The organism is Rhodococcus sp. NPDC049939, from assembly GCF_040656415.1.
Classification (GTDB): domain Bacteria; phylum Actinomycetota; class Actinomycetes; order Mycobacteriales; family Mycobacteriaceae; genus Rhodococcus_F.
Window position 1 is genome coordinate 1,007,062 of sequence record NZ_JBFAMC010000001.1, and the last position, 12,819, is coordinate 1,019,880.

The window sequence follows — 12,819 nt, forward strand, 5'->3', positions numbered from 1 at the left end:
GATCATGAACTGCGCGAAGAACATCGAGAGTCCTGTCACCGTCGGTCGCGCTGCGGATCGCTGCCGTCGGCATTCCCAAGGTGTGGCCGCGGGCCAACCCTCGACGCGTCATCAGGCTGGGGCTGGCGTCGATGTCGGTCGGCATCGCCCTCCTCGCGCCGGAATGGATCCCGGCGCAAACGCCGGTGTCGTCGCGATCCCGATGCTGCTGATGGGGATCGGACTCGGGGCCCTCGGTTCGCAACTCGGTGCGGTCACGGTGTCGGCGGTGCCTGATTCGCGCAGCGCCGAGGTGGGCGGGTTGCAGAACACCGCGACGAATCTCGGCGCCTCCCTCGGCACTGCACTCATCGGTTCGGTGCTGATCGCGACGCTGGGTGCATCCGTCATCGCCGGTATCCAGAACGATCCCCGCGTCCCCGAATCCGTCCAGGAGCAGGCCACCGTCGAGCTCGCCAGCGGTGTTCCGTTCCTCAGCGACACCCAGCTACGCACGGCCCTGGGCGGTGCCTCCGTGGACCCAGCGATCGCCGACGCAGTCGTCGAGGCGAACTCGGGCGCTCGCCTGGTAGCCCTGCAGAGTACCTTCTCAGTGGTGGCGCTGCTTGCCGGCGGTGCCCTGTTCGTCACAGGCCGAATTCCGCGCACACCAGTCGGCGGTTCGCGCGACGACTGAATCTTCCGCCTCGTCGCGCCCAGCCACGGTGCCCGTCGATAGCAGCCTGTTCCGGCCGCGTACCATTTCCGGAGCGACCATGGGAATCACGTCATGACGGAGGGGGATTGATGGCGCTGCGTCTCGAACCTGGAGCGATCGAACAGTGCGTGCGCATCTGCGATCAGATGCTCGATTCGATCGATGACGCACTCAAGGAAGCGGACGGACTTCAGAACGTGGGCGGTTTCGGTGACTTCCAGATCGGGCATCAACTCGCCGCCGGGTACACCAGTAAGGGCGAGACGGTCGTCGAGCGGCTCAAGGACTACCAAGCCGTCATCGCGGCCATGCGAGAAGCGTTCGCGGCCGGGGGCGAGGCGTTCGCCGACACCGACGGGCAGTTCGCCCAGGCACTGAACAGTCTCGACCCGCGCGTGGACCAGTGAAGCTTCGCCGCCCGTCTGCCGCTGCGCTCTTGGTGCTTGCGTCGATCCTGACCGCTTGTGGGTCTCCTTCCGCTGCACCGGAGGCTGCTTCGGAATCGGAGACTGTTTCTCCGTCCCCGACTGTTCGGGTGCCGCGTCAGGTGGATCAGTCGGATCGGCCGTGGGTGGTGTTCGATCCGTGTCTCGACATCCCGGATGAGGCGCTGGTGGAGGCGGGATACGACCCGAAGTCCAAGGACGAAGATGCTGTCGCCGCCGACTATTACACGTTCCTGATCTGTGGGTTCGACACCCCGCAACGCAAGTACGGTATGAACGTCTTCTCCTCGAACATCACCTTCGCCGAGGAGCAGGAGAAGGTAATGGACTACTCCACGCCGATCATGCTCGACGGGCGCCGCGCACTGCGCAAAGTACCATCCACACTAAGTTGCGCAGTGAGCATGGAAACCAGCTACGGGATCCTGATCGTCTCTCGCATCATCCAACTTACGCGGGCGGACCAGAACACCGAGGAGGAGCGGTGCATCGGGATCGAGGAAACCGCAAGCATTATCGCCCGCTACTTGCCTGAGAGGGAGCGAGAGTTGCAGGACTCCGGCCGGTGATACTGCACCGCTCGTCCGCCGCCGCATCCTTGGTGCTCGCGTCGATCCTCACTGCCTGCGGGTCTCCGGCCGCTGAACCCGAGGCAGCGTCGGATTCCGGCTCGCCGTCCCCGTCTGTTCGGGTTCCGCGTCAGGTGGATCAGTCGGATCGGCCGTGGGTGGTGTTCGATCCGTGTCTCGACATTCCAGATGAGGCCCTGGTGGAGGCGGGCTACGATCCGCAGTCCAAGGACGAAGATGTTGTCGCCGCCGACTATTACACATTCCTGATGTGCGATTTTGACACCCCGCAACGCCAGTACGGGCTAGGCGTGTACTCGGCGAACATCACCTTCGCCGAGGAGGAGGAGAAGGTCAAGGATTACTCCACGCCGATCATGCTCGACGGGCGCCGCGCACTACGCAAAGTGCAGTCCTCGCTCGGTTGCGCCATCAGCATGGAAACCGGCTACGGCATCTTGATCGTCTCCCGTACTCTCCAACTCACTCGGTCGGACCAGAACCCAGAGGAAGAGCGGTGTGTCGGGATCGAGGAGACCGCGAGCATCATCGCTCGTTATCTGCCCGACGAATAGGTGCGGGTTAGTGAGGATCGCTAGGGCAGCCGGCGTCTAGTCCAGCCGCCCGAACCCGACGACTGCGTGATCCGTGTGCCAGTCGAGGTGGTGCACTCGGATCTTCCCGCGTTCGTTGCCACCGACGGTGGTGGCGGTGTCGCCATTGACGGCGACGACGAAATTGGTGTGCTGGCCGAGCCGGAACTCGTTGTCGTACAGCACCGCATCGCCGGTCTTGGGGCGGTAGCCGTTGCCGATCGGCTCGAACCGGCCCTGGGAGTCGTAGTACTCCTGAAGTGTATAGACACCGGGGATTCGCCACGAACCGGAGTGCGGATTCGACAGCGGCTCACCGGCTTCGCGCATGATCCAGCTGACGAAGTTGGCGCACCACGGCTCCTGCATGCCGTCCGAGTAGAAGGTGCCCGGCCGTTGTTCGGCGTGCTCGGCCTCGAGCAGGTCGACGATCCGCGCCTGCGTCGCAGTCAGTGCAGTGCGATCCACGTCGGGGAACGGCGCTGTGTCCCAAGGCAGATATCGCGACGGCATCCACAACAGTGCCGCGCCCGCAGCCAACGCCAGCACTGCGATCACCGCAGTGATCCAGACAGTGTGACGGCGACCGCGGGCAACCGATTGCGCGCTCATATCTTCGAATGTAGCCGGAGCCGACAGTCGGCGATCTCTTCGCCATGCGCAGCCGGGCTGTCACACAGTCGCGGAGGCATCGAGGAATTCGAGCCGTCAGCCTACGACGAGACTCTCGATCCTGGCGACTCCGTCCCAACCACCCTGGGGTGCACCAAGACCGAACATGCTCGCAACGGTCGGTGCAACGTCGATCGTGCGGGCCTGGACGCCGTCGATGCGCTGGCCGCGACCCACCATCTGATGGCCACCCGTGACAAAGAAGGGAATCGGCGTCGTGACGGCGTGGCCGTGGTTGCCAGGGATCGGGTTGGACAGTGGGGTCGGATCGCTGAACCGCCAACCCGGTGCACAGAACGCCACGACGTCGCCGACGCTGTCACCGAGACCGAACTCGTCCGGGGTGTGTACCGACTCGACGCCGGGAACACCGGCCGCGATGTGCTTGATCCGCTCGACTGCCTCGCTACGCAGAGCGTCGTCGCCCACGAAGTAGATCAGGTCCGCTCCACCGTTGTCCGCGATCCGGATCTGTCCGGCGAGAAGGGGATCCGCATTCAGCGGGCGATCGAGTCCGATGAGGTTGGTCGGCACCGACCAGTCCATCGAGTGGTCCGCGAGCACGATCAGCACGCTGCGCTCCCAGCGGCCCGAAGCGTGAAGGAAGTCGACGAACCGTCGCACCTGGCCGTCTGTGTTGCGCAGGGCCGCGGTACGCGCGATCCGGGTCGAGGGCCCCGACAGGTCTAGATGGCCCACCCGGTCGATGTCGCCGAGATTGGTGAACGTCAGCCGCGGCGAATGGTCGCGGACGATCTGGATGAGTGCCTCGGTCGTGAAGTTGTCGGGCGCATGCCCGGTATACGGCAGCAGCGGGAACGGATCCCACACCACCGACGCTCGGTCGCCGAACAATCCGTGCAAGTAGTCCTTGGAGAGCACGCTCGCGGTGGTCAGCCCCAACTCGGTGCGGACCCGGTCGAGCACCGTCGCGGCCTTCAGATCGCTCGCGAGGCCGAGGGTCCTCTTGTCACCGGTCTGCGGGTCGTAGATCCCATTGGCGGGAACGCCGTTCCGGTAGGGCAGCACGCCCGTCATCATCGCCGCGTGGTTGGGCAGCGTCTCCGCGATCATGATCGAGGATGCGTTGGGGTACAGAGTGCCGTCAGCCGCGAGAGCGGTGAGCGTCGGGGTGAGCGACGGGTCGAGTTCGTCCGGGCGCATTCCGTCGACGACGAGCACATGCACATCGAGGTCGGGACGAACCGCCACGTCGGCCGTGGCCGTTCCCGTACCGGCCAAGCCGGCAACTGCGAGGCCACCGGCGAGCGCCGTACCGCCGACAAGCACATCCCGGCGGGTCAGGGCGCCGCTCACGCGTTCGCTCCCGGGCGGTAGGCGGCAGGATCGAGCGGGGCCGCAACCGGGTGGGCCTGCTGGGTGCCGTCGGCGACGCGGTAGCTCGCCGCGTGCCCAACCGTGGCGTGCGGATCGGTCACATCGCTGAGGTAGAACCAGTCCATCTGTGCTCCTTGTCTGTTCACCTCGAACACGCCGTAGCCATTGGAGTCGAGCTCGACGTGCCGTATATGACGGTTGAGTCCCTTGAACGCCTCCTCGACGGCGACGCTCCCGGTGCGCGGGGGAACGCCGAGCATTTCGTCGACATTGGAGGACGTCACCGCCGGGACGATGAACTCTGTGCCGACCGTGCCTGCACCCGGGTAGTTCGCCGCGTCCACCGGAAGGTCACATGCCCACGTGGTGTGGATGTCGCCGGTGAGGAAGACGGTGTTGCGAACCCCGTTCGCGGAGATCGCGTCGAAGAGTCTGCGACGGTCGGCGGTGTAGCCGTCCCACTGATCGGTGCTGTAGGGGATGCCGACGTCGGGCAATCCGACCAAGTCGGTGATCGCACCCATGGTGCGGTCGTCGAGAGGCGGGAACACCAAGGGGGAGATCATCACCGGGTTGCCGACGAGCTTCCACTGCGCCGACGAAGTGACGATGCCACTGGTCAGCCAGTCCATCTGCTCACGACCGGCGATCGTCCGGTCCGGGGAGTCGATCTTGCGCCACCCAGCGCCCGTGGAGGCCTGCTCGTCACGGTAGGTGCGCAGGTCGAGCATGGACAGCTCGGCGAGATTGCCGAACTGGAAACGCCGGTAGAGCGTGGCGTCGCCACCGGTGCCGTCGACCCGCACCGGCATCCACTCGAAGTAGGCCTGCATCGACGCAACCTTGCGCGCACCCCACTCACCGTCTCTGGCCGGATCGTGGTCCACGGAGCCGCCGTCGTACGAGTTGTCGGCGGACTCGTGGTCGTCCCATGTGGCGATGAACGGCACCTTGGCGTGCAACGCCATCAGGTCGGGGTCGGTCTTGTACTGCGCGTGCCGGATCCGGTAGTCGGCGAGCGAGATGATGTCGTGTGCCGGATCATGCAGTCGGACAGAGCCGTTCCGGGCGCCGAACACGCCGTGGCCGTACTCGTAGATGTAGTCGCCGAGGTGGATGATCGCGTCGAGGTCGTCACGCTCGGCAAGGTGACGGTATGCCGCGAAGTAGCCGCCCTCCCAGTTGGAGCACGAAGCGACACCGAACCGTAGGCGCTCGAGATCGGCGTCGGTCGCGGGAGCAGTGCGGGTGCGTCCTACCGGAGAGGTCTGGCCGAGAGCGGTGAACCGGTAGAAGTATTCGCTGCCCGGGCGCAGGCCGGAGACGTCGACCTTCACGGTGTGGTCGGTGTCGGGACCGGTGTTCGCGGTGCCGCTGCGCACGATGTTCGCGAAGTCCGGGTCGGCCGCGACCTGCCAGGACAGCTGAACGTTCTGCCCCACGCCGGAACCCGGTAGTGCGTCTGCGGAGGGGGTGATCCGGGTCCAGATGATCACCCGGTCGGGGAGGGGATCGCCCGACGCGACACCGTGGACGAATCCAGGTGTCGCAGCCTGGGCTGAGGCCCGTCCCGTGGCGGCGGCGGCGAGTCCGGCTGCTGCAACCGCCATCGAGCCGCGCAACACGCCGCGTCGGCTGACTCCAGTGATCTCGTTGTTCTGGAACACCCGGGGATCACAGCACAACTCGTTCGCCATTCAAAATTTGATATGACATGCGCGACAGGTGTTCAACTGAAATTAAGTTAGTGAGAATTCGCAATTCGCCTTCGCGTCCGCACCGTTCCGCCTTCGACGCATGTGAACCAGCACTCACACCGCTTGCGGGTCGAGAGGCATCCGATCGGCCAACGCGTGACCATTTTCGAAACCGGAGGCGTAGCCGCCGAGGCGATCGACCGCCCAGTGAACTGCGATTTCAACCACCCCGGCCGACAAGGTCATCGGCATCGGAGCACCCTTCGACGAACGATGCTATGCACCAGGTTCGGGACGGCTCATGTCTCCGTACAACTTCTTCTTCGTGACGAAAGTCTCGAATCTGTAAACATATCTGATACTTTGCGTTACGGTTAGTTAGATAGCCCTTGTGGTAACTGTCACATTCGTTCGGTGCATACTGACCAGTAATAGTTCAGGTCTCTTGGAGGTCCAGTGATGAGCAAGCAGCGCGCAACGGACTACGACGTCCTTGTCGTGGGTTCCGGCTTCGGTGGCAGTGTCACCGCGCTCCGATTGGTGGAGAAGGGCTACAGAGTCGGCATTCTCGAGGCGGGCCGCCGCTTCGAAGACAGTGACTTCGCGAAGACGAGTTGGGACCTCAAGAAGTTCCTATGGGCACCTGCCTTGGGCTTCTTCGGTATTCAGCGGGTCCACGTTCTGCGTGACTGCCTGATCCTCGCCGGTGCCGGCGTCGGCGGCGGTTCGCTCAACTACGCCAACACGCTCTACAAGCCGCCCGCTCCCTTCTTCGAAGACAAGCAGTGGTCGGACATCACCGACTGGCATGACGAACTCACGCCGTACTACGACCAGGCCCGCAAGATGCTCGGCGTCGTGCAGAACCCACACATGACCTCGGCGGACGAGATCATCAAGTCGGTCGCCGAAGACATGGGGGTTGGTGACACGTTCATCCAGACACCCGTGGGCGTGTTCTTCGGAGAGCCCGGCAAGACCGTATCCGACCCCTACTTCGGTGGTGTCGGCCCCGACCGGACCGGATGCATCGAGTGCGGTGAGTGCATGACCGGATGCCGGCATGGTGCGAAGAACACTCTGCTCAAGAACTACCTCGGCCTTGCCGAAAAGGCCGGTGCCGAGATCATCCCGATGACAACGGTTACAGGGCTGCGCGAGGCCCACGACGGGACGTGGCACGTCAGCACCCGGCGCACGGGACCGCGCAAGCGCAGAGGTCGCAAGACTTATACCGCCGCGAATGTCGTTCTCGCCGCGGGTACGTGGGGCACGCAGCATCTGCTGTTCGACCAGAAGGATTCTGGATCGTTGCCCAAGATCTCCGACCAACTCGGTGTGCTTACCCGCACCAACTCCGAGTCGATCCTCGGCGCGGCCAAGAAGAAGGTGGATCCCACTCTGGATCTGACGAAGGGCGTGGCAATCACATCGTCGTTCCACCCGACGTCCGACACTCACGTCGAGCCGGTGCGTTACGGCAAGGGGTCGAACTCCATGGCCCTGTTGCAGACTCTGCTGACCGACGGTGGCGGACGACGGTGGATGACGTTCCTCAAGGAGCTTGCGAAGAACCCGACCGCAGTAAGAGCGCTCACGCCCTACAAGTGGAGCGAGCGCACCATCATCGCGCTCGTCATGCAGAACCTCGACAACTCCATCACGACCTACACCAAGAAGGGTCTGTTCGGCCGGCGCAAGGTCACGAGCAAGCAGGGCCACGGGGAGCCGAACCCGAGCTGGATTCCGGTCGGTAACGACGCCACCCGGCGGATCGCGAAGAAGATCGGCGGCGAGGCGGGCGGAACTTGGGGGGACGTGTTCAACATTCCGCTCACCGCACATTTCCTCGGTGGCTGCGCGATATCTTCGGAGCCGTCGAAGGGCGTCATCGATCCGTACCACCGCGTGTGGGGATATCCGACGCTGAGCGTCGTCGATGGTGCCGCTGTGTCTGCGAATCTGGGCGTCAACCCGTCGCTGACGATCGCGGCGCAGGCCGAGCGAGCGGCCTCGCTGTGGCCGAACAAGGGTGAGCAGGATCAGCGTCCCGAACAGGGTCAGGGATACCAACGCATCAACCCCGTCGCGCCGGTAAAGCCCGTAGTCCCCGAGGATGCCCCTGCGGCTCTGGTACTGCCGATCGTCGAGGTCCGCAGTGGCTCCTCAAAGGCGAGAGCGAGCAAGCACGGCGCTGCGTAGTGGTTGGATCGGGCCCGGTCATGGGGTCGGGTGGGCCGTGGTGCCGCGCAGCCTAGACTGACCCGGTGGCAGATATCGAGCAACAGAGACCGGTCCTCGTCGTCGACTTCGGCGCGCAGTACGCGCAGCTGATCGCACGCCGGGTGCGCGAGGCCAAGGTCTACTCCGAGGTGATTCCGCACACCGCGACCGTCGAGGAGATCGCGGCCAGGAACCCCCTCGCTGTGGTGCTCTCGGGTGGGCCGTCGAGCGTCTACGCCGAAGGCGCGCCCCAGCTGGATCCGGCACTGTTCGACATGGAAGTGCCAGTGTTCGGTATCTGCTACGGATTTCAGGCCATGGCCGGCGCCCTCGGCGGAACGGTGGCTCACACCGGCACCCGCGAATACGGCCGGACCGACTTGGCGGTCCGGGGCGGAATATTGCACGACGGTCTGCCGTCGAGTCAGCCCGTTTGGATGAGTCACGGCGACGCGGTAACGGAGGCGCCGGAAGGCTTCGAGGTGACCGCGACGAGTGCGGGCGCACCCGTCGCGGCATTCGAGGACCGCGCCCGCAAGTTCGCGGGGGTGCAGTATCACCCCGAGGTCCTTCACTCGCCGCACGGACAGCAGGTGCTGAGCCGGTTCTTGCATGAGATCGCGGGAATTCCTGCAGCGTGGACGCCCGCGAACATCGCTGACGCGCTCGTGGAGCAGGTCCGCGCACAGGTCGGCGACGGTAAGGCCATCTGTGGACTCTCCGGCGGTGTCGACTCCGCTGTCGCGGCGGCGATTGTGCAACGAGCTATAGGCGACAACCTCACCTGCGTTTTCGTCGACCATGGTCTGATGCGTTCGGGCGAACGGATTCAGGTGGAAAGGGATTTCGTCGCCGCCACTGGCGCCCGGCTCATCACCGTCGATGCTGCCGAAACCTTCATCGGCGAACTGGCCGGGGTGTCCGACCCCGAGACCAAGCGCAAGATCATCGGCCGAGAATTCATCCGCAGCTTCGAGGGCGCGGTCAGTGATGTGCTGGGTGAGAACGCCGCGCACGGCGACGCGGTGGACTTCCTCGTGCAGGGCACGCTCTACCCGGATGTCGTCGAGTCCGGTGGAGGCACGGGCACGGCCAACATCAAGAGCCACCACAATGTGGGTGGACTCCCGGAGGACTTGCAGTTCACGCTCGTCGAACCGCTCCGACTACTGTTCAAGGACGAGGTTCGTGCTGTGGGGCGCGAACTGGGTCTCCCTGATGAAATCGTGGGGCGTCAGCCGTTCCCCGGCCCCGGACTCGGTATCCGCATCATCGGAGAGGTTACTCAGGAGCGGCTCGAGATCCTGCGCCACGCGGATTCCATCGCGCGTGAAGAACTGACGGCCGCAGGGCTCGACGGTCAGATCTGGCAGTGCCCGGTGGTACTGCTGGCCGACGTCCGCAGCGTCGGCGTGCAGGGTGACGGACGCACCTACGGTCATCCGATCGTGCTTCGCCCGGTGTCGAGCGAGGACGCGATGACCGCGGACTGGACGCGACTGCCCTACGACGTGCTCGAGCGGATCTCCACCCGGATCACCAATGAGGTGCATGAGGTCAACCGCGTCGTTCTGGACATCACGAGCAAACCGCCGGGCACCATCGAGTGGGAGTAAGACCAGAAGTTGGTGATCGAGCTCAGCTATAAGGTGTTTCTCAGCTTCGATCGGTTCAATGATTATCATGTCTACTGCGAACCCAACAGTGAACACCGAGCAATTCGCCGAACGAATGATGCGCGAGATGGACAGCGCCAGCAGCGCGATCCTGGTCAGCATCGGGCACCAGACCGGGCTGTTCGACACAATGGCCGGTCTCGAACCGGCCACCAGCGCGGAAATCGCCCGCGCTGCCGGTCTGAACGAACGCTATGTTCGGGAGTGGCTGGGCGGCATGGTCACCGCGCGCGTCATCGAGTACGACAGCGCCACCAAGCACTACCTCCTGCCGCCCGAACACGCGGCTGCACTGACCCGGGCTGCGGGGCCGGACAACCTGGCGCGACTCGCTCAGTACGTCTCGATTTTCGCGGAGATCGAGCAGAAGATCATCGGCTGTTTCCGCGACGGCGGCGGCCTGCCCTACAGCGACTATCCGCGCTTCCACACGATAATGGCCGAGCAAAGCGGCGAGGTGTTCGACGCCTCATTGATCGACGGGATTCTGCCGTTGGCTGCTGGCGTGCCTGAACGGCTGCGCGCCGGAGCCGACGTAGCGGACTTCGGCTGCGGCAGCGGCCACGCGATAAACGTGATGGCCCAGGCCTATCCCGATAGCCGGTTCGTCGGGATCGACTTCTCTCCGGAGGGAATCTCGAAGGGGACAGCCGAAGCGACTCGGCTTGGGTTGGCCAACGCGACGTTCCAGCAGGCTGACGTTGCCGAACTGGACGCCGCCGATGCCTACGATTTCATCACCGCGTTCGACAGCATCCACGACCAGGCGCGACCGGATCGTGTGCTAGCCAATATCTACCGCGCGCTGCGACCCGGTGGTGTGTTCTTGATGGTCGACATCAAGGCGTCGAGCCGACTCGAAGAAAACGTCGGTGTCCCGCTCAGAACCTACTTCTACACGGCGTCGGTGATGCATTGCATGAGCGTTTCGCTCGCCCTCGACGGGGCCGGGCTCGGGACCGCATGGGGTCGGCAACTTGCCGAATCGATGCTTGAAGAAGCCGGATTCAGGGAAGTGCAGGTCGAGGAGGTCGAAACCGACCCGGTGAACGATTACTACATCGCCAGAAAGTAAGCCGTGTGCTGAGCCCCGCCGGGTCGCGTCGGTCGGATTCGCGAGGCTTTGCGGATCACATCACCTGCGCCGACTGGGTGCGAACACGAGCACCAGGCCGACCAGGGCCGCCAGCAGCACGAAGACCCAACGGAACTCGACGTTCTCGTCCAGTGTGAAAGAGAAGGACCGACCAGCGAGCGCCCAGCCGCTCACCAACAGCGCGGCAAGACCTGATAAGAGCAGGATCACGGACGGCCTTCTCCGGGTCGAGGTCTGGTTGTTTTCCTGAGTTTCGTTTGTGTCAGCCACGACGCACCTCCACGCCTCCGAATTTGACATCTGCATTCAGGTTCAGGACATGACCGCCGGTGCCGTCGGTACCGCCGTCGATGCCGGCACCGAGGCACTGAGAAGCGCCGAATGCGACCGTGCAACGATTCTTGACGTCCATGTCTGCTGGGAGAATCACCTCGACCTCACCGAACTTCCCGCTGACGTCGACCGTCCTGTCCTCGGTGAGAGTGACGTTCCTGAGATCGAGCGTGAGTTTGCCGAATTTTCCGGAGTAGGCGGGCGCGATCTCGGCTGCCGTCATGGGAGTCCAAGTCTGGTCACCCGTGTTTTCTCGGTCGAAGCTCAGCGGTGAGACGATCGAGGCGAGAATGACGTACCCGATCAACGGTCCCGTGACGACCAGGAGACCGTAGCCCCTGCGTAGGAAGCTGCCGATCAGAAGTCCCACTCCGATGACGGCTAGCGCGATCGCGCCGATACGGCTGGGGTTCAACCACTCCGATTCGGTGGCCGCAGATACCGCGGTGGCTGCAGCTGCGGCGAGAATCGCGAGTCCGATCACTACGGTGGTCAGTCGTGAGCGCCTGCGCTCGACTGGAGTTGCGGCAATGGTGTCCTTCTCCGGCTCCGGGAGATCCCAGGCGAACGGAGCCACGCCGAGTGGATCCCACTCCGGCGGTTTCGATCCAGGTGGGGTGGAGGGCGCCGAAGATGTCTCGCTGCTTGGGCTGGAGGTCGGGCTCTTCTCGAACGACACCGGATTCGATTCGGCGGCAGCAGATTCCGCGTCGGCAGTACTGTCGCCGGCAGGTTCGGCCGTGTTCTGTTCCGGGACGGGAGGGGTGTTCGTGTACGAGTCCGGCGTAGCCGTGTTCGGACCGTAGGCATTCGGAGAGGGAGCATTCGAGCTGTAAGCAGTGGCGCCGAACTGGTTGGCGGCGTAAGGGTAGCTTCCGTATCCGGTTGTGCCGTACGGGTAGCCACCGAATTGGCCGGGCGCGAAGCCGGTCCCGGCATAGCCGGTGCCTCGGGCTGGAGCCGAGACTTCGACGGGGTACGGCGGTGGTGACGGCTGTCGCTGGTAGAGCAACCACAACCCGCCGAGCATCAATGCCATGCTGATCACGCCGGAGCCGCCCAGACCGACTCCGATGGGTCCGACGGTGGTCAACGCGATTGCCAGCGCGACGAGCAGAACGATGGTCTTGGTGCTCGAGTCGGAGCTGTGGCCGCGGCCCATCAAGGACTCTGCGGGTGAGGCGGTGTCACCGGACTTCGTAAGTGTGATCCAGGCGGCCAGGTACAGGAGTACACCGGCACCGCCGAAGATGGTGGACAGGACGAAGGCGACTCGAATCAGTACGGGATCGACGCCGTAGCGGTATCCGATGCCGGCACAGACACCGGCGAGGTAACCGCGGCCCGGCAACCGTACCGGGCGGGTCCGCCACAGATCGTGCATCTGCTCTTGGAAGCTCCCATTGGTCATAGGAATATGTTTGCGGTCGCCGGGCCGCGCGTACATCGGGAACTACCCTGATCTTTGCCGCCCGTACG

Annotated in this window: 12 protein-coding genes and 1 pseudogene; 7 read left to right on the top strand and 6 right to left on the bottom strand. The window is 64.2% G+C overall.

The genetic code is table 11. The features are described from left to right. Window positions 1-26 precede the first annotated feature (26 nt). The 4 genes and pseudogenes from AB0I57_RS04545 to AB0I57_RS04560 form a co-directional block, all read left to right on the top strand. Window positions 27-676, top strand: a pseudogene (locus AB0I57_RS04545) (MFS transporter); the annotation flags it as partial. A gap of 110 nt (window positions 677-786) precedes the next feature. Then, window positions 787-1,104: a hypothetical protein gene (locus tag AB0I57_RS04550; RefSeq protein ID WP_358330409.1), complete on the top strand. Its 318-nt coding sequence runs from the start codon at window positions 787-789 to the stop codon at window positions 1,102-1,104. 32 nt (window positions 1,105-1,136) lie between these two features. Then, window positions 1,137-1,712, top strand: a complete 576-nt coding sequence (locus AB0I57_RS04555; RefSeq protein WP_358333140.1) for a DUF3558 domain-containing protein — start codon at window positions 1,137-1,139, stop codon at window positions 1,710-1,712. After that, entirely contained in the window at window positions 1,709-2,287 is a 579-nt protein-coding gene (locus AB0I57_RS04560; protein WP_358330412.1) for a DUF3558 domain-containing protein, read from the top strand. The genes AB0I57_RS04555 and AB0I57_RS04560 overlap by 4 nt, the downstream gene beginning before the upstream one ends. Window positions 2,288-2,323: 36 nt before the next feature. Here the strand turns inward: AB0I57_RS04560 and AB0I57_RS04565 are convergent, their stop codons facing one another. The 4 genes from AB0I57_RS04565 to AB0I57_RS04580 all read right to left on the bottom strand — a co-directional run bounded on the left by AB0I57_RS04565 (window position 2,324) and on the right by AB0I57_RS04580 (window position 6,264). After that, window positions 2,324-2,917 (bottom strand): CHAP domain-containing protein, encoded by a 594-nt coding sequence (locus AB0I57_RS04565; protein WP_358330415.1) that lies wholly within the window; start codon window positions 2,915-2,917, stop codon window positions 2,324-2,326. Between the two features lie 96 nt (window positions 2,918-3,013). Beyond that, window positions 3,014-4,294 (bottom strand): alkaline phosphatase family protein, encoded by a 1,281-nt coding sequence (locus tag AB0I57_RS04570; protein ID WP_358330418.1) that lies wholly within the window; start codon window positions 4,292-4,294, stop codon window positions 3,014-3,016. Beyond that, entirely contained in the window at window positions 4,291-6,012 is a 1,722-nt protein-coding gene (locus tag AB0I57_RS04575) for an alkaline phosphatase D family protein (RefSeq protein ID WP_358330421.1), read from the bottom strand. Before AB0I57_RS04575 ends, AB0I57_RS04570 begins: the two co-directional genes overlap by 4 nt. 114 nt (window positions 6,013-6,126) lie before the next feature. Next, entirely contained in the window at window positions 6,127-6,264 is a 138-nt protein-coding gene (locus AB0I57_RS04580) for a hypothetical protein (RefSeq protein WP_358330424.1), read from the bottom strand. 207 nt (window positions 6,265-6,471) lie between these two features. Between AB0I57_RS04580 and AB0I57_RS04585 the strand changes: the two genes are divergently transcribed. The 3 genes from AB0I57_RS04585 to AB0I57_RS04595 all read left to right on the top strand — a co-directional run bounded on the left by AB0I57_RS04585 (window position 6,472) and on the right by AB0I57_RS04595 (window position 10,986). Continuing rightward, the gene (locus tag AB0I57_RS04585; RefSeq protein ID WP_358330427.1) at window positions 6,472-8,214 is read left to right on the top strand and encodes a GMC family oxidoreductase; all 1,743 of its coding nucleotides are present in this window, start codon (window positions 6,472-6,474) and stop codon (window positions 8,212-8,214) included. 65 nt (window positions 8,215-8,279) lie between these two features. Next, a complete protein-coding gene (gene guaA / locus AB0I57_RS04590) occupies window positions 8,280-9,851 on the top strand; it encodes a glutamine-hydrolyzing GMP synthase (RefSeq protein ID WP_358330430.1) in 1,572 nt (523 codons plus the stop codon). 67 nt (window positions 9,852-9,918) lie between these two features. Next, window positions 9,919-10,986, top strand: a complete 1,068-nt coding sequence (locus tag AB0I57_RS04595; RefSeq protein ID WP_358330434.1) for a class I SAM-dependent methyltransferase — start codon at window positions 9,919-9,921, stop codon at window positions 10,984-10,986. Window positions 10,987-11,046: 60 nt separating this feature from the next. On the opposite strand, the gene AB0I57_RS04600 is transcribed toward AB0I57_RS04595, so the two are convergent. Both AB0I57_RS04600 and AB0I57_RS04605 read right to left on the bottom strand, forming a co-directional pair. Continuing rightward, window positions 11,047-11,277, bottom strand: a complete 231-nt coding sequence (locus AB0I57_RS04600) for a hypothetical protein (RefSeq protein ID WP_358330437.1) — start codon at window positions 11,275-11,277, stop codon at window positions 11,047-11,049. Next, the gene (locus tag AB0I57_RS04605; protein WP_358330440.1) at window positions 11,270-12,751 is read right to left on the bottom strand and encodes a PspC domain-containing protein; all 1,482 of its coding nucleotides are present in this window, start codon (window positions 12,749-12,751) and stop codon (window positions 11,270-11,272) included. The genes AB0I57_RS04600 and AB0I57_RS04605 overlap by 8 nt, the downstream gene beginning before the upstream one ends. Window positions 12,752-12,819: the final 68 nt, after the last annotated feature.

What these genes read in the sequence shown, in the direction of transcription:
- AB0I57_RS04575 (WP_358330421.1), bottom strand. Translation starts at nt 6,012, where the DNA reads ATGGCGAACGAGTTGTGCTGTGATCCCCGGGTGTTCCAGAACAACGAG.
- AB0I57_RS04580 (WP_358330424.1), bottom strand. Translation starts at nt 6,264, where the DNA reads ATGCCGATGACCTTGTCGGCCGGGGTGGTTGAAATCGCAGTTCACTGG.
- AB0I57_RS04565 (WP_358330415.1), bottom strand. Translation starts at nt 2,917, where the DNA reads ATGAGCGCGCAATCGGTTGCCCGCGGTCGCCGTCACACTGTCTGGATC.
- AB0I57_RS04595 (WP_358330434.1), top strand. Translation starts at nt 9,919, where the DNA reads ATGTCTACTGCGAACCCAACAGTGAACACCGAGCAATTCGCCGAACGA.
- AB0I57_RS04605 (WP_358330440.1), bottom strand. Translation starts at nt 12,751, where the DNA reads ATGACCAATGGGAGCTTCCAAGAGCAGATGCACGATCTGTGGCGGACC.
- AB0I57_RS04585 (WP_358330427.1), top strand. Translation starts at nt 6,472, where the DNA reads ATGAGCAAGCAGCGCGCAACGGACTACGACGTCCTTGTCGTGGGTTCC.
- AB0I57_RS04550 (WP_358330409.1), top strand. Translation starts at nt 787, where the DNA reads ATGGCGCTGCGTCTCGAACCTGGAGCGATCGAACAGTGCGTGCGCATC.